Genomic DNA, 18,497 nt, shown 5'->3' with positions numbered 1-18,497 from the left:
TTAGAATATTAGCCTTTGCGTTATTTCTAACTCTATAGTGATTTTTACCTTAATGTATTACCTGGATGTCTCCAAGATGCTTTGCTATGACAATTTCTTACCTCTTCGATTCCACCATAATGGTAACTTTAGGCATTCTGGGGAGTTGAAAGATTAGTTTGTTCCGACGCTGGGCGGGGAAAATTTGGCAAATCAATTCCACTGTGACTAGCATTGCGAGTTTTGAGTGCTAAACGGTAACTCACACTTTGCAGTTCTGCTTGCAGTTTGCGATTTTCTCGTTGTAGCATTGCTACCTTTTCTCTCACTGGTGTCATCCGCTCCTCAAACTTTCGACGGTAAATTTGAGGCAACTCTTGTACTACTTGCTCTAACATCCGAGTGCGATCTGTAAGTTCTTGGACTGACTGTCGCAATTGATAAATTTCGGAGTCACGAGTTGTAATTTGCTCTTGGTAGAACGCCACCTGTTGCTCAACAGCTTGGAGTTGTTCTTGTAATGCCTGTAACTGGCTCAGATCGCGCTCAAGATCCGGCTGCTGGGGCATAAAACTAGTATTACCCTTTACTAGCCGGAAGAGTTCTTGAGATAGTTGTTGCACTAATTGATCGCGGAGTTGCAGCTCTTGGCGTAGCTGCGAAACTTCCGTAGAGAGAACTTGAATATTTGGTGTATCAGATTGGCTCACAGTAGCTTACAGCTCCCATTCAGAATCTTGTCCACTCTTAGGTATAACTGCGGGAGTACTACCTTTGGCAAGTATTTGTTAATTTAGCATTCCCAAATAAGTTACGAAAAAAGAAGAAGACAAAATTTTACTGAATGGGAATTGGGAATTGGGAATTGAGAAAAGGACAAGGGGACAAGGAGAATTGGGGACAAGGGGAAAGACTTGTTTCAAGTTCTCACTTCTTGTCCCCTTGTCCCCTTGTCCCCTGCTCCCTAATCTTTAGACAGGTGCAGCTACTTTAGTGGGCTTTTCCTTTTCCTCTTTAGGGGGTTTTTCCTCGGCGATATCCTGCTTAATTGTCAAATAGCGAATCACTTCTTCACTCAAGCGCATAGCGCGTTCAAAAGGAGCGATCGCAGTTGCAGGCGCAGTGTAGTTTAACTGGATATAGATCCCATCGCGGTGTTTTTTGATTTCATAAGCTAGACGACGCTTACCACGATTTTGAATTTGGATATCCTCAGCGCCTTGATCGCGAAGCAAATTCTGATATTTAGTAATTGCTTGCTCTGCCTGTTCGTCTCCTAGGTCGGGACGGAGGATGTACATTGTTTCGTAATTTGTAGTCATATTTTCCAGTTTCCTTATGGACAAAAAGGTTGCTGATATTAATTTATACTTGATTTAAATTTAAAATACTAGTATTAATCAACATCGGAAGCAACAAGGAACTATAATCTTACCAGTTTTCAATTTGAATCATTAGCCAAATCGCCGAAGTTTGTATATTTTGGATGTCCCTAATTAAAACTAGGTCGTAAGGCTACCTACAGAGCCTCTTACTGACCCGCAAGGGGAGTGAGGAGACGACAATATCTTTCTGTAAGGACATCTTCTATAGCAGCTTTCAGGCTCAACGCTAAATCGGTTTGCTAAAAAGCTAACTCAGAATTACTCCCGCTCAAAGTTTCTAATCGCAGATAAAAGGATATTCATCAAGGTTATGGCACAGCGCTACGTGCGAATTCAAAATCAAGAAGGACAGATTTACTATGGGATACTACAACTATCCCTCAATGTACAGGTGCTAGATGCTCCGCCCTGGTTACAAGGACAACCAACTGATTTAATTTTGACACCAGAAAATTATCAAATTCTGGCTCCTTGCGCTCCCTCAAAAATTGTGGCGGTGGGTAAGAATTACGCAGAACATGCAGCCGAAATGGGAACTCCAGTACCTTCTGAACCACTAATTTTTCTCAAGCCACCCACGACTATCATTCCATCTGAGAGGGAAATTAAGTATCCTCCCCAGTCACAAAGAGTTGACTACGAAGGAGAGTTAGCATTAGTGATTGGCGATTACGCTTTTGAATGTACACCAGAGGTAGCCCAAACAAAAATTTGGGGCTACACCATTGCCAATGACGTAACAGCACGGGATTTACAAAAACTGGATGCTCAATGGACGCGAGCTAAAGGTTTTGATACTTTCTGTCCTTTGGGCCCTTGGATTGTGCGGGAGTTAAATCCAGGAGCGAGATTGCAGACTTTTGTGAATGACGATATTAACCCGGTTCAATCTGCCTGTATTGATCAGATGGTATTTTCCCCTGATGTTTTAGTTTCCTACATTAGCCAGGTGATGACGCTATTACCCGGTGATTTGATACTTACAGGTACACCAGAGGGTGTAAGTCAATTACATCCAGGCGATCGCGTCCGCGTCGAAATTGAAGGTATTGGTCGCCTGGAAAACACCGTAGTGGCTCGTTAACGACTAGCGTACTTGCATGTACACTGCATCCGAAATTGCTGGGATTTCTGCATAACGCCCGCTTACAGACTGGATTACTGAATATGCAACTGCTCCCACTATGCCGATAAAAATGGTTGTGGATAGAGTTTGGATTGCAAAACCACCAACGGGAACTAGTCCCACAACATCAGTGAGGATGTTAAACAAAAAGATAATGATATCCAAAAGGATTGCTTGCATGGTGTTGAAACGAATAAAGTGACTAATTTTTTCGTTTCTGACTACTAGCAAAAATAAAGCAAAGAAAATAATCATTCCTGCATAACGCACGCCGTAATAAATTCTCAACAATGGCAGAAGCGGCAGAAACAGTAGTTGTAGCGGTGGAAAATCTGATAGCAAATATCTACCAAATACAAAAACCTCAATTAGAGGAAGCAAATAAGGCAAACAAGCAAAAATTCTATCTGAAACCGTTGTAGACCCGCGCCAAGACATTATGCGTTCTCCTGTGGTTAAATTTATATAGTTACTTGAGCTTAGGATAACGCAGTTACTTGGTCTTGCTGGTAAATTAAACTATTCTATATGGGCAACGCGAAAGCCCATCATGCACTCATACTGGTCTGGCTGCTGTTGAGTAAGTTTGCGAATGGCTTGACCACAGCGTAGTTCACCTCCACGCCAACGGGGTTGACCGCTCCTGTCAGCGAGTAAACAAGACTGGCAAACTTGCTCAGGGGCAAGGATTTGCTCGTCCATTAAAATGACTAGCATCGAATCCCTCCTGTAAATCCTTATTGTCACCTACATTTCACTCAGGTGAGGATACTTTTTTGAACCGCTTCAGCCTGGATTTCTCACAAGTGAGAAATCCAAGGGGTGTGGGAGGTGTGGGAGGATGGGGAAGAAGTCTTACCCCCCACACTCCCCACACTCCCCACACTCCTCTTCTCCCTCTGCCTACACTATGCGTGAGAAATCCGGGTTCAGGTAAGTTGGGCGCGTGCTACGCGATTAACTGTGGATTTGCGATGACGCTTTGCATCTGCCGGAGGCGATCGCAAATCACACTTAAGAGCCACATCCTACCTTCCTTTTTGTAGCAAAAATGTAGATGACCACAATTCAAGAACAATTGTCAAGTGAATCTTAATTTTTATTGTATGTTGTGTTTATTGCAAATTTGACATTTGTAGTAAAAAATGATACAAAAATATTCCTATTAATTTTGATCGTAGACAGCCAACGGTGTTCATTGTATTCCTGTTAATTTAGCCGTGAAGAGTGCCAAAGTTAATATTCAGGAAACAACAAAAGCTTTACACACAAGCAACACGGCGATCCATTGAATTTTCCGGTAAAACGGAGTTAACTTGATAGCTATTTAAGGGGTACATTTACAAAATACTGGGGTAAACTTGCAAGCAAGTTAATACACAATATTACTCAGAGGCTCGTCGGTCTGGGCATCACTCACAATGGAACACTGGCAATTTCTGATACAGAAACAAGGCGCTCGCTCGTGGCATATCCTAGAATCGCCAAATTTGGAAATTTTGGAAGGGCAGTATAGAGTTTTGGCTCGTTCTAGCTTTTCGAATACAGACGTGGAAGTGCGGGTAACTCACTCTTCAACTCAGGAAATTCAACCAACGCGGCGAATTTTCAAGCGATCGCGTCGCACTAATTCAGAAGGCTTAATGGCGGTAATTCCCTTTACTTACTTTGATGCGGGAGTTTGGGAGTTGCGCTGTAACGGCGATTTGATGTCGGATTTACTCGGTAAATCTTGGCAATACAGTGTCCAAATTAAAGTATTGTCTGAGGAAGAAGAGGCAGAGCAAAGGAAAAATCTAGAGTCAAATTTACTTAATCAGGCTGATACTGTTTCTGAAAACTTGGATACTGCCCCGGAAGAACGTGCAATTACTCTAGATGAAGCGATCGCAGTTTCGGCAGAATTGGCTACCACAGTTGTTCCAGATGAAGAGAATTTGGATGCTGCCCCAGAAGAACCTGTAATTACTTTAGATGAAGCGATCGCAGTTTCGGCAGAATTGGCTACCACAGTTGTTCCAGATGAAGAGAATTTGGATACTGCTCCAGAAGAACCTGTAATTACTCTAGATGAAGCGATCGCAGTTTCGGCAGAATTGGAAATTGCTACAGACAGCAACCCTGTTACCACAGTTGTTCCAGAGGAAGAGAACTTGGATACTGCCCCGGCAGAACCTGTAATTACTTTAGATGAAGCGATCGCAGTTTCGGCAGAATTGGCTACCACAGTTGTTCCAGATAAAGAGAATTTGGATACTGCTCCAGAAGAAACTGTAATTACTTTAGATGAAGCGATCGCAGTTTCGGCAGAATTGGCTACCACAGTTGTTCCAGATGAAACGGGAAAAGATATAGTTATCGATGATCCTGTGAGTCCTGTATGGCTCAAAGGTGAGACGGCAGAGCAAATTTTACAAAATTTAATAGATTTAGCTTTACCCGATTCTGAACTGCTTCTGAATGATGAAGAGGTTACAGATTCGCCAGCAGCAGAACTACCCTTATTGTTAACTTTAGATCAAGATAGTTATATTGCTCGTTGGGGACAGGCTTTAACAATCAATGGGCACATAGAACTTAAAGACAAGACAAATTTAGAGCAGGGTGAAACATTATCTCCAAAAAGCTTGCAGGCGCTTGAACTAGGAATTGAACTGCGATCGCCCCTAGAGTCGGAAATCTTGACTCAGATACGGCACTTACCAGACCAGGAGTTGCCCTTCACCATCAATACCTCAATTGATATTCCTGCTGACTTTGAATCGAAGTTAATTTTGGGAGATATCAGTTTGTATGGTCGATTCACCGATGTTGATGAAATCATCAGGTTAGCCAGCCAGTCCTTCACCATTACAGCAGATGTAACAGAATTACTGGCAATAACAGCCGCAGCAAAACCTAGTACATCCTTAAATGACCCTATAGCCCCATCGGACTCGCCTGATGCTTCCACAGAGCCAGAGACCGCCGTGAGGATCGATTTAAAACTATTCAATCTGGTCAAGATTTCAAAAACAGATCAGTCCCAGATACTCGATCCATCTCCAAATACAGCCCTACCGCCACAAATTAACCTGCAAGTTCTGCGAGAAACCACTCTGCGGAAATCTAAAAATTCAGGCAATTCGCCTCAATTGCCGAAATTGCCACCTCTTCAAATCGATGCCAACCCCCACACAGATGCTATTGCAGAATCCCCTACACAAGAGGAACTTCTAGAAAAGGATACAACTATAGCTGCTATCAACTTGGAGCAGTTAGTTATCAAGCAACGTCGAATGTCAATACTCGATACGACTTTTCCATACTTGAGACGGGTACAAGCTTTGCCAGGTGATGCAGAAGAAGAAGTAAAAAATAATGTCCCTCCAGATACATTGGAAGTTGAAGCGGCTGAAGAATTCCCACAATTAGACGCAACTGTAGCTGAGGATGAGAATATACCGGAATTAGTGCTAGATGATTCACAATTTCAGGAAGAATCTGTTACTGAGATAGAAGCCCAGCCAAATGCACAATTTCAGGAAGAATCTGTTGCTGAGATGGGAACCCAGCCAAATGAACGATTTCAGGAAGAATTTGTTGCTGAGGTAGAAGCCCAGCCAAATGAACAATTTCAGGAAGAATCTGTTGCTGAGGTAGAAGCCCAGCCAAATGCACAATTTATTACAACAGGCAACCTGTACTCATCTCCCTTACTGAGGAAATGGATGCAGAGCCAAGGATACTCTTTGCCTGAATCCATTAATGAACTGGAATCTCAAAACTACGATCGCAATTTTCCAGCCCAGCAGACCCAGCTTTTTCTGAGTGCTGGAACTCCCGATGTTGATGTCGACTTGCCATTAAGTCTGGATGATCCAACAGAGACGTGGGAAGAAAGCCAAGAGTCGGTTTTTGATCTTGAGAACTTAGGGGAAGATGCAGACACAGCAAATGAAGCTGATTTAGAGACAGTGGAAGATCCGGTGGTAGAAAAAGTATCTGAATCAACGCTTTCAATGGCTCTGGTAAGACAACTACCGCCTCCCCCTCCTCCCATAAAAGTAAATATAGCGTCAGCTTGGTTGGCGCAAGAAATCGTTGTAGATGATACATATAGTGAACTAGAAGCCGATGCAACGAATAATTACTTATTAGAAGAAGATAGGGAACCATTGTTAGCTTTATCCCCTTCTCTATCCATAACTACGGGAGCCATTGAGCCGTTGCCAATTCCGCAACTGTATGTACCAGAAGGCGAACTAATCGCCGACAAGTTGATCATAGTGCGCGTAGTACTGCCTGAAGTACCTCCCCAAGTGGTTGTAAAGTTATGGGTTGAAGATTATCAAACTCGCTGGTTACTAGATGGGCCCCATTTATTGACAAATTTACTACCTAGTGCATTGGGAGGCTTGGAAGTAATGACACAATTAAAGATTCCCTTTGGCTGTATAGAAATTCGCATAGAAGCGATCGCACTTGATTTGACAACCCAACAAGAGAGCCATAAAGTCACAACAGTACGGACTGTAATTCCTCCAGACTTGCCTAACTTGCAGCTAGATGAACTACTGGGTATGTAACTTTAGGGAATTGGGAATTGGGAATTGGGCATGGGCAAGAGGAATTGGGGACAAGGAGAATTGGGGACAAGGGGAAAGACTTGTTTCAAGTTCTCACATCTTGTCCCCTTGTCTCCCCTGCTCCCTACCCCCTGCTCCCCTTCTCTCCCAAGATGGGCTGTGTTAAAAATCTTTAGAATTTCAAAAATCTGGCAGAATTTGCAGTAAGCTCATTTTGAATTGTAGTGTTATTTAGCAGGAACTTTACTATGGCAGCTTCCTTTTTGCCTTCTATTTTCGTTCCCATCATTGGTTGGGTTTTGCCAGCTATAACCTTCGCATTTCTGTTTTTATACATTGAAAGCGACGATATCAGCTGATTTAGTCATGAGTCATTAGTCATTAGTCATTTGCGAAAAACAAATGACAAAGGATAAAGGACAAATGACTATTGACCAAAATTAATACCGCCTATCTCATAGAGACAGGCGGTTTTTTAAGGTTGATTTCTCAACAAATGCTAGAAAATCCTAACTTATAATGTTCGGTTCAAACTAACTAATGTTAAATCGAAGAACCGAGTCCGGCGTAGGCACCATAAAAGAAAATGCCCAAGACTGTAATTATACCTAAACCTGCGATCGTAGCGACGACCCACAGGGGAATTCTCCCACTTCCAGACACAGCTTCTCTCCTCCCTTAACAACAAATCAACACACGCTCAACAAACAAAAATTAAAAAGAGTAGTTCCAGTTAGTTAAAGAAGTAACTAGAAAACAGAATCCCCAGAACGAAAACTAGTAGTAGTCCCAGGTATAGCGAAGTCCGGTTTAGTTCAACCGGCTGATTATTGGGATTGGGCGATCTTTCTACCATAATTGCTCCTAACGGTGAATAAATTGCATTGCGGCGATCGCGCCTAAAAAGAATACAGTTGGTACACCTAAAGTGTGTACTGCCAGCCATCTAACGGTAAAAATTGGATAGGTAACTGGTTGATTGATGTTATTGCCGCTAGTCATGATCTCAAACTACTTTCCAATAAATTGTTCAACTTGTTTTTTAGCTTCAAAACGGTTCTTCACAATAGGCACTTCTTGCCGTGCTGGTGTGAAATACTCATTGGGACGGGGTGTACCAAAAGCATCATAAGCCAGTCCGGTGCTGACAAATAGCCAACCAGCAATAAACAATGCTGGGATGGTGATGCTGTGAATTACCCAGTAACGAACGCTAGTAATGATGTCCGAAAACGGACGTTCTCCAGTGGTACCTGACATTTAGATCCCTACCTTATACATAGAGTGTTATTGAGTTTATTATCCTACAAAGTTAAGAAAGAGTTACAAGTTGCAAAGTTCTTCTCAGAAATTAGATATTGGGATTAGGGGAGAGGTTATAGGTGACAGGGGAGAGGGAATAATCTGTAACCTGTAACCTGTACCCTATTCCCTTCTTCACTCCCCACTCACTAAGCCGCCTCTGGGGAAGTGGTTTCAGGGTTTGGTAAATATTTGAGCAAAACGCCGCGATCGCCAATTATAAATCCCCGTTCTGGCTCTAAGAACACAATCTTATACAAATTAGCGGCAACTTCTTCTATGTCACGGTCTTTTTCCCAGGTTTTGCCACCATCGCCACTGCGTAGCAAATTACCGCTACCGCCACCTACCCAAATTTCATCGGGTGTACGATATGCCAAATCCAGTAAACCCCAACTGGTGGATAACTCTGGATATTTTGCCTCTTGCCATTCTTCAGGTTTAGTTGGGTCACTAAACTGAACTTGACCTCCTCTAGCTAGCAACCACAATTGCCCATTTTCAGTAAAACCCATGTTTTCTAACCGCCGAGAATTATTGCGGTTATGAGGTACCCAAGCATCTTGCCCTGGTTCCCAAGTCGAGTAGAAACTACCCTTAGCGGAAACTGCAATATATTTACCATCAGCAGAACGTTCCAAGTTACGCACTACACCAACGGCTGATTCCACCTGGGCTTTCCAGTTTTTGCCGCCGTCTGTAGTTTTATATATGGCTCCCACATCAGTAGCCATTTCAGCTGTATTGTCTGCTAATGCCTTAACTGCGATCGGGCTACCTGGTAGCTTTTCACTCAGGGGAATACGCGACCAAGAAGCACCTTCATCGGTAGTGTGCAGCAACAGTCCAGGCTCTCCAGCAATCCAGCCTTCTTTACCTGCAAAACTTACTGAGTCAAAACGATACTTTTGCTCATCCAGTTGTAATGTTATTGGTTTCCAGGTATTACCACCGTCATTGGTTTCCAATAGGGTGGCATTGCTACCTACTAAGTAGCCATGCTCAGGGTTATTAGTAAAAGCAATATCCAGTAGATTCGAGTCTGTTGGTACAGAAATGACTTTCCAGGGGTTGTAGCTAACAGAAGGAACTTTGCTACAACCGATGCACATGATGACTACTATTAACAAGGCAGCTATTCGTTGCCAACCTTTCACAATTGAATGCATTAGTATTTCTTAAGTTGTTTCTAAATTTCTGTAGGTGTTCTGTAAAAGGTTTACCTTATACCAGTTTCGGATTTTGGATTGTAGATTTGGAATTAAAAAGCTTTCCAAAAATCCCAAAAAATCTTAGCCCAATATGGTATTGAGGGTCATTGCCGCTCTACGGAACTGGTAAAACGACACAATTATGTGATTTTAATTACACAATAACTCCCTATTTCCCAAATAACGGCCGTCATTGTAAGCCGTAGAGACTGATAAAAAACAAGAAGCCAAGGGCCAAAGCGCCAAAAATTAAGATATTCTTTTGGGTTGGCGTTAGGTTATTGACACCCAAACCGTAACCGAGATTTTCTTTGAAACCGGATGCAGTACCCGCAGGGCCGATGTTGGCAAAAGCGGTTTTCTTGGCACTACAAACTGGACAGCGCCAATTTATAGGCAGTTCTGCAAAGAGTATCCCTGAAGGAATATCATGCTTGTCGTCTCCCTTTTCAGGTTCGTAAACATAACCGCAGGCGCGACACTCGTAGCGGTCTAACACCGGAGTCTCAACAGCTGGTTCGCTCATGGCTAGGGCCTCGCAGAGGAGAATTCTTAAATATACGTTAAAAATTATGACATAATTGTCAGGCTTTTCTATCACTATCAAAAGCTAATTAAATACTTGAAGTGTATCTATTTCCCAGATTTCAGAAAAACCAAACAGATATAATGTAAAAGAAAGTTACGCAGTTAAGGGATTGGGCATTGGGCATTAGGTATGGGGCATTAGGCATTGGGCATTAGGCATTGGTTAAAAAATCAATAGTTATTCTCCCCCTGCTTCCTCTGCTCCCCCTGCTCCCTCATCTTCCCACTCCCCACTCCTCACTTAAAATACTCCATAAGCGGTAGATACTCATTGTGTTTGTCCTCAGCGGTTACGAGTACCTTCTAGGCTTCTTCATAATCTGTAGCCTAGTACCTGCCTTAGCGCTCTCAGCTTCCAAGCTCCTACGACCCAGTAGTTACAGCCCAGAACGTCGCACTACTTATGAATCTGGCATGGAACCCATCGGGGGAGCCTGGATTCAGTTCAACATCCGCTACTACATGTTTGCCCTAGTCTTCGTCGTCTTTGATGTGGAGACTGTTTTCTTGTATCCTTGGGCGGTAGCTTTCCACCGTTTGGGGCTATTGGCTTTTATTGAAGCGCTAGTCTTTATTGCAATTCTTGTAGTCGCTTTAGTTTACGCATGGCGTAAAGGAGCTTTGGAATGGTCTTGAATTCTAATTTAACAACTCAGGACAAACAGCGAATCATCAACCCCATTGAGCGGACTACAATCACTCAAGACCTTTCAGAAAACGTCATTTTGACGACGGTTGATGACCTCTACGACTGGGCGCGGCTTTCTAGTCTGTGGCCCTTGCTGTTTGGTACTGCTTGCTGCTTTATTGAGTTTGCAGCTTTAATTGGCTCCCGATTTGACTTTGACCGTTTTGGACTAATTCCCCGTTCTAGCCCCCGCCAAGCCGATTTAATTATTACGGCAGGGACTATCACGATGAAGATGGCTCCCCAACTGGTGCGTCTTTATGAACAAATGCCAGAACCGAAGTATGTAATTGCGATGGGAGCTTGCACAATTACTGGCGGGATGTTCAGCGTTGATTCCCCCACGGCAGTGCGCGGAGTTGATAAATTGATTCCTGTGGATGTGTATTTGCCTGGTTGTCCTCCCCGTCCAGAAGCAATTATCGACGCAATCATTAAGCTGCGGAAGAAAATCTCCAATGAATCAATGCAAGAGCGGGATAAAATTAAGCAAACTCACCGCTACTACAGCACGACTCATAACCTGAAGCCAGTAGAGGAAATCTTAACTGGTAAGTATTTGCAGTCAGAAACTCGCTATGCACCACCGAAGGAATTGGCGGAAGCGATTGGTATGCCAATACCACCTGCACTACTGACAGCAAAGGCACAAAAGGAGGAACAAACCCGTGGCTGAAGAAGAATCTAAACCAGTACCAGCAGAGAAAGAAGAGTCATTGGTACAAGCGGGTAAGGTTTCCCAGTGGTTGACGGAAAACGGCTTTGACCATGAGTTTTTAGCACCGGATAAGAATGGTGTAGAGATAATTAAGGTGTCGGCAGATTTCTTGCTTCCCACCGCTACAGCCCTTTATGCTTATGGGTTTAATTATCTCCAGTGTCAAGGTGGTATAGACCTTGGCCCAGGACAAGAATTGGTGAGCATGTATCACTTGATTAAAGTCGGTGATAATAGCGATCGCCCCGAAGAAGTTCGAGTTAAGGTGTTCTTACCACGGGAAAATCCTGTAGTGCCATCTGTGTACTGGATTTGGAAGACCGCAGATTGGCAAGAGCGCGAGTCTTACGATATGTACGGCATTATCTACGAAGGACACCCAAATCTCAAGCGGATTTTGATGCCGGAAGATTGGGTGGGTTGGCCTTTGCGGAAGGATTACATCTCGCCTGATTTCTACGAGTTGCAAGACGCTTATTAGAGATTGCTGAATAGAGACGCGATGAATCGCGTCTGTACAAGATAGTGGTTTCGGCAGTCATTAACCCCTTTCCGGTGGCGGAGAGGGGTTATGTTTTTGGTGTTTTTATATAAAGTTGCTTGACAAAACTTGCTGTAATTCATTGACTGTATTTACAGTTTTGATTGCCTGTTGAATTGTTTTTAATTTCTGCAAATCTGCAATTTGAGAGATTATCGACATCAATTCTAAACCTTGATTGCCAAACTTAATTTCTAATGCTAATTCAATCCCTGAATATAATTCCTCCTTTCTTCCTCGCAGTTCTCCACGTGCTTCTCCTAGTTCTTCCCCTTTGCTAAAAATTTCTTGATACCAAGGCGACTGCTCTAAAAGTGCCATATCCCACCTCAAAATTTGCTGAACTATTGCACTATCTAATACAAACGTAGCAAAAAATCCTAATACTGTTTCTAGTTGATTCAATTGTTCATTTGCACGTAATATTCGCAATACGTCCTGAATTGTAGACTCGTTATCACCTCCTTTGAGGATAGGTACAAATGGAAGTAGTGATGGTAATGGTTGTGCAAAGGCAATGTTTACATCGACTTCCCACAGGTTAATGACACGGTAATCTTGAATAGCACGTAAACCAGCAATATTTGATGCATAACTTGTCGGTATTTCAGCGTCACTTGCCTTGAGGATATTAATTAGTACTGGATACGTTGGCAAATTATATTTTTCTTCTGCAAATGCTGCATAAGCACGCATCCTGCGCGGCATTTCTGGTTTATAGCGGAGTTGTAATTCGTTAAGAACGAGAAATTTTCCATACTGGGGACTTTCGACACGGATTAAAACATCACTTTCTCGACTTATCCACTGAAATTCTGAGTTGAGAATTTCGCCAGCAACAATATCAGGAATTTGTGTTACCCATTTTACCCAGTTATCAGGTGCAAGGCTAATTAAGCGTTTGGTGCTGACATCGGCGGGTTTGATCATGGGGTTGTAAACGTACTGAAAGTTAGAAAATAATTATACTTAAGACTGGATTACAGATATTCAGATTTTTGATTTGACTACTTATAAAAACCGATCGCACCCAAGCTGAGAGAATTTGAGATAGTGCGATCGCTTTTTCAATTCCTTACTTAATCTCATTAATCCAGCTTTAAATAGCACTGAATAAAAAGATGGAATGAATATCAGTAAGTTGAGTTTTTAAATTTTGAAGTGGGAATCAGTCACTATGCCAAGCTTGATAAAAGGCTGGATAAGTCATAGTTTGGGTGCAGTGCCAAATAACTTTGTAAGCCTCATCTGATAAGTCATTTTTCAAAGCGGTGACAACTGCCGTCATCTTGTCAGATTCTGTTAAAATCTCCCCTAAACTATCTGCCGCTTGCCTACGGGTAAATTCAGATTGAGAATCACGAATTAACTCCACTAATGCCGCGATCGCAGTGGGATTATCTTCAGCTATTTTCCCTAAACTTGATGCCGCTTGCCAACGGGTTTCTTCATCTTGAGAATCACGAATTAACTTCACTAATGCCGCGATCGCAGTGGGATTATCTTCAGCTATTTTCCCTAAACTATCTGCCGCTTGCCTACGGGTTTCTTCATCTTGAGAATCACGAATTAACTCCACTAATACCGCGAACACAGTGGGATTATCTTCAGCTATTTTCCCTAAACTTGATGCCGCTTGCCAACGGGTAGATTCATCTTTAGAATCACGAATTAACTCCACTAATACCGCGATCGCAGTGGGATTATCTTCAGCTATTTTCCCTAAACTATCTGCCGCTTGCCAACAGGTATCTTCATCTTGAGAATCACGAATTAACTCCTCTAATGCCGCGATCGCAGTGGGATTATCTTCAGCTATTTTCCCTAAACTATCTGCCGCTTGCCTACGGGTAGATTCATCTTGAGAATAACGAATTAACCCCACTAATGCCGCGATCGCAGTGGGATTATCTTCAGCTATTTTCCCTAAACTATCTGCCGCTTGCCAACAGGTATCTTCATCTTGAGAATCACGAATTAACTCCTCTAATGCCGCGATCGCAGTGGGATTATCTTCAGCTATTTTCCCTAAACTTGATGCCGCTTGCCTCCGGGTAAATTCAGATTGAGAATCACAAATTAACTCCACTAATACCGCGATTGCAGTGGGATTATCTTCAGCTATTTTCCCTAAACTTGATGCCGCTTGCCAACGGGTAAATTCAGATTGAGAATCACGAATTAACTCCACTAATGCCGCGATCGCAGTGGGATTATCTTCAGCTATTTTCCCTAAACTATCTGCCGCTAGCCTCCGGGTAGATTCATCTTGAAAATCACGAATTAACTCCACTAATGCCGCGATCGCAGTGGGATTATCTTCAGCTATTTCCCCTAAACTATCTGCCGCTAGCCTCCGGGTAGATTCATCTTGAGAATCACGAATTAACTCCACTAATGCCGCGATCGCTTTTTTGCGATCCGTTTCTGCCAGTACAGTTTTAGCCTTTTCTTCTATCTGTTCGTCAAACTTCTGCCACTGCTGTTTTTCAATGTTGAAATAACCAAAGCCCCATGCGACAATTTGCTTCACGATCGCATCTGCTAAATCACAATCTTTAAACTCGGCGATACCGGCTGCCGCTATAAAATAGGCTCGATATTCATAAAATCCTTTCCAGTCAGGAATTTGACTCTGACTGTTGCAGCCATCCTCAAATTCTACTAACGCTTTGATAAAATCTTTCTTTTGTTGCTCTTTTACATCTTCTCGCCCGAACCACAACAAAATTACCTCTTTCCACTGCGGTTCAAATATGCGATATATTCCTTGTTCTGGGTTTTCAGGAACGTGCTTTAGAAAATAGTGCCAATCGTCAACAGCTAAGGCGGCGAAATATTCTTCAAAGGTGGCATGGTAGAAGGCATAAACCTTTTCTTTGCTAGAAGATTCAGCCGCAATCCCTACATGATTTAGCCAGCCCAGTTGCCAAGCTTTGTAAAACAGCGAAGTCTCATCATCTGGATAGCCTAGTTCTTCACTGATAAAACTTTCCAGTAAGCAAAATCGTGAACTACCTTCGTTGATATCCCGCCAGGCTAAACGTCCCAAAGCCTCGTTTAAGTCATGTTGTTCTTTTTTACTGGTGCGGAAACGGTTTTGTTTCCATCTGTAGAACTGCTGCACACATTGATGATACAATCCCGCTTTTGTCTCTGGTAAATTCCCCTCCTCAGTCTGCCAAATACCACACAACAACGCCAACCGCAGGGGAGTTTGCACCAAGTCACGCAACCGTAGCCGTTCGGCAGAGTCTAATTCTGTCTTTAATCGTTCTCCTTTTTCACTTAGGTTTCCAAACCAGTTATCAATAAACTGATGCACCTGTTGGGGATAGTCAAAGTCCAGTAGGCGATAGGTTTCAAAGGTTTCTAGGGCGTTGACATCCGCTTGCCAAACATTCAGCCGACAAGTTAACACTACTCGTGATGAACGTAGCCATCCATTCAACTGACGGGAAATTTCCTCTAATGGCTGGTGAGACGCTTCAGACATTTCATCTACGCCATCTAATAGCAGCCACACTTGTCTCTGCTGAATTTGGTTTGTAAAGTCTTCCCGCACTTCCTGAGTTAATTGTGTTGCAGGAATTGCTTGCTCAAGCCAACTATTACATATATATGTTTGAATATCTGTCAAAATACCATTTCGCCCCAAGTCTGCCAGAGAAATCCAGACTGGTAAACCTAAGTTTTTCTCTAACACCCAAAAAGCTATAGTTTGCAGGAGTGTTGTTTTTCCTGCACCCGGTTCTCCAATCACAGCTATTTGCTGGCCTTTGGTTTTACCTTCGCCGCTTTCTAGAATCTGACTTAAGAAAGCCTCATGCTCAAATCGTTGCTGTGTTTCATACTGCGGTTCATAAAGACGTGTTCCCACATCTGGGGAAAAGTTAGCCTTGTCGCGTTTATCTGTTTTTGTCCGTTGCACCAGCGCTAAAGGAACATAAATTTGTTCTTTGTCTTTTCTGGCACATTCATCCTGCATTAGGAAATTGCTGCTTATCCGCCGATGGGATTCCAGCATCGTGCTACACACTTCGCGCCAGTTGATAACAGTAGCTAAAATTTCAGGTGGCGAAGTCGTCGCTTTTGCATCAATTAAGTCTGTTAGTTCTAAATCTAAGGCTTTGGCGATCGCGATTGCACTTTTACTTCTAACAGTTATACCACTGAAAAAACGTTCAACAGTCTTTTCACTCACGCCGGCTTCTGTTGCAGTATCCAAGTCAGTCCAAAGGTTGCCATCATAATTACGTTTTGCAGCTTTAGCTTCTTGTAGTTTCTCTTTTCCCTGTTCATTGACTTGAACACTATTGCGGTTCAGTGTTTCCCCCATAATTAATGTATTTTTACTGATGAGGATATTTATAGTTTAAGGAGATTGCTTGATTTTATGAGGGTCAGAAAGGGTCAATTAATCACTGTCCCTGTCTTGTCCCTAAATGTCCAGCGTGGCACTTATCACTCAAAGTAACTTTGTCTTATAAGCACATAAAACGGAGTTATGACAATGACAAAGGTTAATAAAAACTTAGAGAACCCCACCCTGCAAGTGAAAAAGGGAGCAGAAAGACTTAATGTAAAGCCGCAAAAAGCTATCCAAGTGGTTGATGCTGGCAATACACCATACCAAGTTGATCTTACACCTGTATTGTCTAGCCCATTTGCGATCGCACTCAGCATCTCTATCGTCATTGGTGCGATCGCTGGACTGATTAAAATCCTAAAATCTAGCTAATGCCCAGATTCCGCCCAGAAGTTAAGTTCTGGGCTTCAGAATAGAGTTATACGGATTCATACGCAAAGTGCGATCGCACTCAGCATCTCTATCCTAGTTGGTGCGATCGCTGCACTAATTAAAACCCTAAAATCTAGCTAATCCCCACATTCCGCCCAGAAGTTAACTTCTGGGCTAATAGACCCATCCGCAAATTATAAATGTTTACCAGAATAGAGTTACACGGATTCATACGAAAAGTGCGATCGCACTCAGCATCTCTATCATAATTGGTGCGTAGGCGTAGCCCGTCGTAGACATCGCTGGACTAATTAAAATCCTAAAATCTAGCTCATTTTTAATTGTTCTAATTTTTGTTTAATTAAAATTTCAACTTCTTCAATCTCAGCATTCGATTTTGGGATGTCAAAAGTCTCTGGAGACGCTTCAGATGTAAAGCGGTCAACAAAAGCACGAAACGCTGCTTTGTTGTCGGGGTGAGCAATGACGAAGGTTCTTAACTCGCTTTTGCTCATGCTGCTAAATTCTGGCTCAATCACAAGAACCTCCAAAAACCATTGCGATAGATTTCTATCTCTATGTTATCTCCTGCCAAAATAAACACATTACCTGTTTGTTCATCGAGGCGGACAATGTAAATAGGAGTGAATGTATTGGTCAAAGATTGACATAGTATGACACATCTGATGCCTTGTTCAGCAGTTGGCAAGATTTGTATACCTCATAACCGCATAGCTTGGAATCAGAATAGCAGGTAAAGGGAAAATATCAAATCATCTATAGCAATCCTAAATGAGTTGTGAAAATCGAGAGACTCAGATACCCGACTTCTTTGAGAAGTCGGGTATCTTATTGTTCACGACTGATTTAAAACTGTTTGGTTAACTACTGGGCGTGGTTTCTTGCGGTCTGACCTGCGCGTTCCACCAGCCATCTCATACTCATCACTATTTTTGCCATAGCGAGATGCAACATTCAACAGCATTTGCTCAGAATAAGTATTCAACTCACGTTCTGCTTCTAATAATGCATTGTGTGTCTTATCTACTATTGTTTGTGCTTGATTATAGGCGGCTAGCTTTTCTCGTAATTCAATAACTCTAGTGTTGTAAGTAGCAATTGAAAACCCATTACTAAAGTCTAACTGAGGGTTAATTGTCTGCATTCCTTCAATCCGTCGTTCAGCTTTGGTTAGTGACATGGAGTTTCGTTTCCGTTGCGTCATATAGTTTTCCTGTTTGGATTAATTTATAAATAACCCTAATTTTATACACTGAGTTATTTATATATCATCAAAATATGCAATGAGCAGATGCACCAGCCACAGTGAAGTTACAGAATTATAAAAGCATTGGATGGCATTAGCCGCTAGATAAATGCGGGTATATTTGCTGAAATTCGTTGAGAAAAGCAGGTTTTGAAGTCGCAAATGCAGGTTTTGATGTCACAAATGCAGGTTTTGATGTCACAAATGCAGGTTTTGATGTCGCAAATGCAGGTTTTGATGTCGCAAATGCAGGTTTTGATGTCACAAATGCAGGTTTTGATGTCGCAAATGCTAGTTTTGATGTCGCAAATGCTGGTTTTGATGTCGCGAAGCTGCTTTATCTTATGTAGAGACGCGATTTATTGCCTCTAAAAGACTGACAC

23 protein-coding genes are annotated in these 18,497 nt (G+C 42.5%); 8 read left to right on the top strand and 15 right to left on the bottom strand.

Going from position 1 to position 18,497, the window contains the following annotated elements:
• Positions 1-128: 128 nt before the first annotated feature.
• On the bottom strand, positions 129-689 hold the full coding sequence (locus ACFFRD_RS09885) for an Npun_F5560 family protein (RefSeq protein ID WP_114080388.1): 561 nt from the start codon (positions 687-689) through the stop codon (positions 129-131).
• A 261-nt stretch (positions 690-950) separates the two neighbouring features.
• Entirely contained in the window at positions 951-1,301 is a 351-nt protein-coding gene (gene rpsF, locus ACFFRD_RS09880) for a 30S ribosomal protein S6 (RefSeq protein WP_185583142.1), read from the bottom strand.
• Positions 1,302-1,674: 373 nt separating this feature from the next.
• Here rpsF and ACFFRD_RS09875 point away from each other — a divergent pair, with 373 nt between their 5' ends.
• The gene (locus ACFFRD_RS09875; protein WP_114080390.1) at positions 1,675-2,448 is read left to right on the top strand and encodes a fumarylacetoacetate hydrolase family protein; all 774 of its coding nucleotides are present in this window, start codon (positions 1,675-1,677) and stop codon (positions 2,446-2,448) included.
• 3 nt (positions 2,449-2,451) lie between these two features.
• On the opposite strand, the gene ACFFRD_RS09870 is transcribed toward ACFFRD_RS09875, so the two are convergent.
• Positions 2,452-2,928 carry a Tic20 family protein gene (locus tag ACFFRD_RS09870; protein WP_012411806.1) on the bottom strand — a complete coding sequence of 159 codons (477 nt, stop codon included), beginning with the start codon at positions 2,926-2,928 and terminating at the stop codon, positions 2,452-2,454.
• Positions 2,929-3,009: 81 nt separating this feature from the next.
• The gene (locus ACFFRD_RS09865; RefSeq protein WP_114080391.1) at positions 3,010-3,207 is read right to left on the bottom strand and encodes a hypothetical protein; all 198 of its coding nucleotides are present in this window, start codon (positions 3,205-3,207) and stop codon (positions 3,010-3,012) included.
• A 704-nt stretch (positions 3,208-3,911) separates the two neighbouring features.
• On the opposite strand from ACFFRD_RS09865, the gene ACFFRD_RS09860 reads away from it, so the two are divergent.
• The gene (locus ACFFRD_RS09860; RefSeq protein ID WP_392481321.1) at positions 3,912-7,058 is read left to right on the top strand and encodes a hypothetical protein; all 3,147 of its coding nucleotides are present in this window, start codon (positions 3,912-3,914) and stop codon (positions 7,056-7,058) included.
• A 248-nt stretch (positions 7,059-7,306) separates the two neighbouring features.
• Positions 7,307-7,417: a photosystem I reaction center subunit VIII gene (locus tag ACFFRD_RS09855; protein ID WP_084227157.1), complete on the top strand. Its 111-nt coding sequence runs from the start codon at positions 7,307-7,309 to the stop codon at positions 7,415-7,417.
• Positions 7,418-7,601: 184 nt separating this feature from the next.
• Here ACFFRD_RS09855 and ACFFRD_RS09850 read toward each other — a convergent pair whose 3' ends face one another.
• From ACFFRD_RS09850 to ACFFRD_RS09825, 6 genes are all read right to left on the bottom strand, one after another.
• Positions 7,602-7,721, bottom strand: coding sequence for a photosystem II reaction center protein J (locus tag ACFFRD_RS09850; RefSeq protein ID WP_012411803.1), 120 nt, complete (start codon positions 7,719-7,721; stop codon positions 7,602-7,604).
• 70 nt (positions 7,722-7,791) lie between these two features.
• Positions 7,792-7,914 (bottom strand): photosystem II reaction center protein L, encoded by a 123-nt coding sequence (locus ACFFRD_RS09845; RefSeq protein WP_012411802.1) that lies wholly within the window; start codon positions 7,912-7,914, stop codon positions 7,792-7,794.
• Positions 7,915-7,922: 8 nt separating this feature from the next.
• Positions 7,923-8,060: a cytochrome b559 subunit beta gene (psbF, locus tag ACFFRD_RS09840; protein WP_012411801.1), complete on the bottom strand. Its 138-nt coding sequence runs from the start codon at positions 8,058-8,060 to the stop codon at positions 7,923-7,925.
• 9 nt (positions 8,061-8,069) lie between these two features.
• Positions 8,070-8,318, bottom strand: a complete 249-nt coding sequence (gene psbE, locus ACFFRD_RS09835) for a cytochrome b559 subunit alpha (RefSeq protein ID WP_012411800.1) — start codon at positions 8,316-8,318, stop codon at positions 8,070-8,072.
• Between the two features lie 191 nt (positions 8,319-8,509).
• Positions 8,510-9,529: a photosynthesis system II assembly factor Ycf48 gene (locus ACFFRD_RS09830; RefSeq protein ID WP_392481320.1), complete on the bottom strand. Its 1,020-nt coding sequence runs from the start codon at positions 9,527-9,529 to the stop codon at positions 8,510-8,512.
• Between the two features lie 232 nt (positions 9,530-9,761).
• On the bottom strand, positions 9,762-10,097 hold the full coding sequence (locus ACFFRD_RS09825) for a rubredoxin (RefSeq protein ID WP_114080394.1): 336 nt from the start codon (positions 10,095-10,097) through the stop codon (positions 9,762-9,764).
• 335 nt (positions 10,098-10,432) lie between these two features.
• Between ACFFRD_RS09825 and ndhC the strand changes: the two genes are divergently transcribed.
• From ndhC to ACFFRD_RS09810, 3 genes are read left to right on the top strand one after another with little or no spacing between them, the layout of a single operon-like run.
• On the top strand, positions 10,433-10,795 hold the full coding sequence (gene ndhC / locus ACFFRD_RS09820; RefSeq protein WP_104908259.1) for a photosynthetic/respiratory NAD(P)H-quinone oxidoreductase subunit C: 363 nt from the start codon (positions 10,433-10,435) through the stop codon (positions 10,793-10,795).
• A complete protein-coding gene (gene ndhK / locus ACFFRD_RS09815; RefSeq protein WP_392481319.1) occupies positions 10,786-11,523 on the top strand; it encodes a photosynthetic/respiratory NAD(P)H-quinone oxidoreductase subunit K in 738 nt (245 codons plus the stop codon). The genes ndhC and ndhK overlap by 10 nt, the downstream gene beginning before the upstream one ends.
• A complete protein-coding gene (locus ACFFRD_RS09810; RefSeq protein ID WP_392481318.1) occupies positions 11,516-12,046 on the top strand; it encodes an NAD(P)H-quinone oxidoreductase subunit J in 531 nt (176 codons plus the stop codon). The genes ndhK and ACFFRD_RS09810 overlap by 8 nt, the downstream gene beginning before the upstream one ends.
• 105 nt (positions 12,047-12,151) lie before the next feature.
• On the opposite strand, the gene ACFFRD_RS09805 is transcribed toward ACFFRD_RS09810, so the two are convergent.
• Positions 12,152-13,036, bottom strand: a complete 885-nt coding sequence (locus ACFFRD_RS09805; RefSeq protein WP_392481317.1) for an Rpn family recombination-promoting nuclease/putative transposase — start codon at positions 13,034-13,036, stop codon at positions 12,152-12,154.
• Positions 13,037-13,274: 238 nt separating this feature from the next.
• Positions 13,275-16,445 (bottom strand): HEAT repeat domain-containing protein, encoded by a 3,171-nt coding sequence (locus ACFFRD_RS09800; protein ID WP_392481316.1) that lies wholly within the window; start codon positions 16,443-16,445, stop codon positions 13,275-13,277.
• Positions 16,446-16,619: 174 nt separating this feature from the next.
• On the opposite strand from ACFFRD_RS09800, the gene ACFFRD_RS09795 reads away from it, so the two are divergent.
• Positions 16,620-16,847, top strand: a complete 228-nt coding sequence (locus tag ACFFRD_RS09795) for a hypothetical protein (RefSeq protein ID WP_392481315.1) — start codon at positions 16,620-16,622, stop codon at positions 16,845-16,847.
• Positions 16,848-17,173: 326 nt separating this feature from the next.
• On the opposite strand, the gene ACFFRD_RS09790 is transcribed toward ACFFRD_RS09795, so the two are convergent.
• From ACFFRD_RS09790 to ACFFRD_RS09780, 3 genes are all read right to left on the bottom strand, one after another.
• Positions 17,174-17,386, bottom strand: a complete 213-nt coding sequence (locus tag ACFFRD_RS09790) for a DUF6887 family protein (RefSeq protein WP_392481314.1) — start codon at positions 17,384-17,386, stop codon at positions 17,174-17,176.
• A complete protein-coding gene (locus tag ACFFRD_RS09785; protein WP_392481313.1) occupies positions 17,383-17,556 on the bottom strand; it encodes a DUF6888 family protein in 174 nt (57 codons plus the stop codon). The genes ACFFRD_RS09790 and ACFFRD_RS09785 overlap by 4 nt, the downstream gene beginning before the upstream one ends.
• A 147-nt stretch (positions 17,557-17,703) precedes the next feature.
• On the bottom strand, positions 17,704-18,072 hold the full coding sequence (locus tag ACFFRD_RS09780; RefSeq protein WP_392481312.1) for a hypothetical protein: 369 nt from the start codon (positions 18,070-18,072) through the stop codon (positions 17,704-17,706).
• Between the two features lie 176 nt (positions 18,073-18,248).
• On the opposite strand from ACFFRD_RS09780, the gene ACFFRD_RS09775 reads away from it, so the two are divergent.
• Complete coding sequence (locus ACFFRD_RS09775) at positions 18,249-18,464, top strand: hypothetical protein (protein ID WP_392481311.1); 216 nt, start codon at positions 18,249-18,251, stop codon at positions 18,462-18,464.
• The last annotated feature ends 33 nt before the right edge of the window (positions 18,465-18,497 follow it).

It is taken from the genome of Nostoc sp. C110, from assembly GCF_043099725.1.
GTDB classification, from domain to species: Bacteria; Cyanobacteriota; Cyanobacteriia; order Cyanobacteriales; family Nostocaceae; genus Nostoc; species Nostoc muscorum_A.
Note: the sequence above shows the minus strand (reverse complement) of the source record. Positions and strands in the feature narration are given on the sequence as shown.

Coding starts and splice junctions, on each gene's coding strand:
- psbE (WP_012411800.1), bottom strand. CDS start 8,318: ATGTCAGGTACCACTGGAGAACGTCCGTTTTCGGACATCATTACTAGC.
- ACFFRD_RS09795 (WP_392481315.1), top strand. CDS start 16,620: ATGACAAAGGTTAATAAAAACTTAGAGAACCCCACCCTGCAAGTGAAA.
- rpsF (WP_185583142.1), bottom strand. CDS start 1,301: ATGACTACAAATTACGAAACAATGTACATCCTCCGTCCCGACCTAGGA.
- ACFFRD_RS09870 (WP_012411806.1), bottom strand. CDS start 2,928: ATGTCTTGGCGCGGGTCTACAACGGTTTCAGATAGAATTTTTGCTTGT.
- ndhK (WP_392481319.1), top strand. CDS start 10,786: ATGGTCTTGAATTCTAATTTAACAACTCAGGACAAACAGCGAATCATC.
- ACFFRD_RS09855 (WP_084227157.1), top strand. CDS start 7,307: ATGGCAGCTTCCTTTTTGCCTTCTATTTTCGTTCCCATCATTGGTTGG.
- psbF (WP_012411801.1), bottom strand. CDS start 8,060: ATGACTAGCGGCAATAACATCAATCAACCAGTTACCTATCCAATTTTT.
- ACFFRD_RS09865 (WP_114080391.1), bottom strand. CDS start 3,207: ATGCTAGTCATTTTAATGGACGAGCAAATCCTTGCCCCTGAGCAAGTT.
- ACFFRD_RS09860 (WP_392481321.1), top strand. CDS start 3,912: ATGGAACACTGGCAATTTCTGATACAGAAACAAGGCGCTCGCTCGTGG.
- ACFFRD_RS09780 (WP_392481312.1), bottom strand. CDS start 18,072: ATGACGCAACGGAAACGAAACTCCATGTCACTAACCAAAGCTGAACGA.
- ACFFRD_RS09845 (WP_012411802.1), bottom strand. CDS start 7,914: ATGGTAGAAAGATCGCCCAATCCCAATAATCAGCCGGTTGAACTAAAC.
- ACFFRD_RS09825 (WP_114080394.1), bottom strand. CDS start 10,097: ATGAGCGAACCAGCTGTTGAGACTCCGGTGTTAGACCGCTACGAGTGT.
- ACFFRD_RS09830 (WP_392481320.1), bottom strand. CDS start 9,529: ATGCATTCAATTGTGAAAGGTTGGCAACGAATAGCTGCCTTGTTAATA.
- ACFFRD_RS09800 (WP_392481316.1), bottom strand. CDS start 16,445: ATGGGGGAAACACTGAACCGCAATAGTGTTCAAGTCAATGAACAGGGA.
- ACFFRD_RS09805 (WP_392481317.1), bottom strand. CDS start 13,036: ATGATCAAACCCGCCGATGTCAGCACCAAACGCTTAATTAGCCTTGCA.
- ACFFRD_RS09875 (WP_114080390.1), top strand. CDS start 1,675: ATGGCACAGCGCTACGTGCGAATTCAAAATCAAGAAGGACAGATTTAC.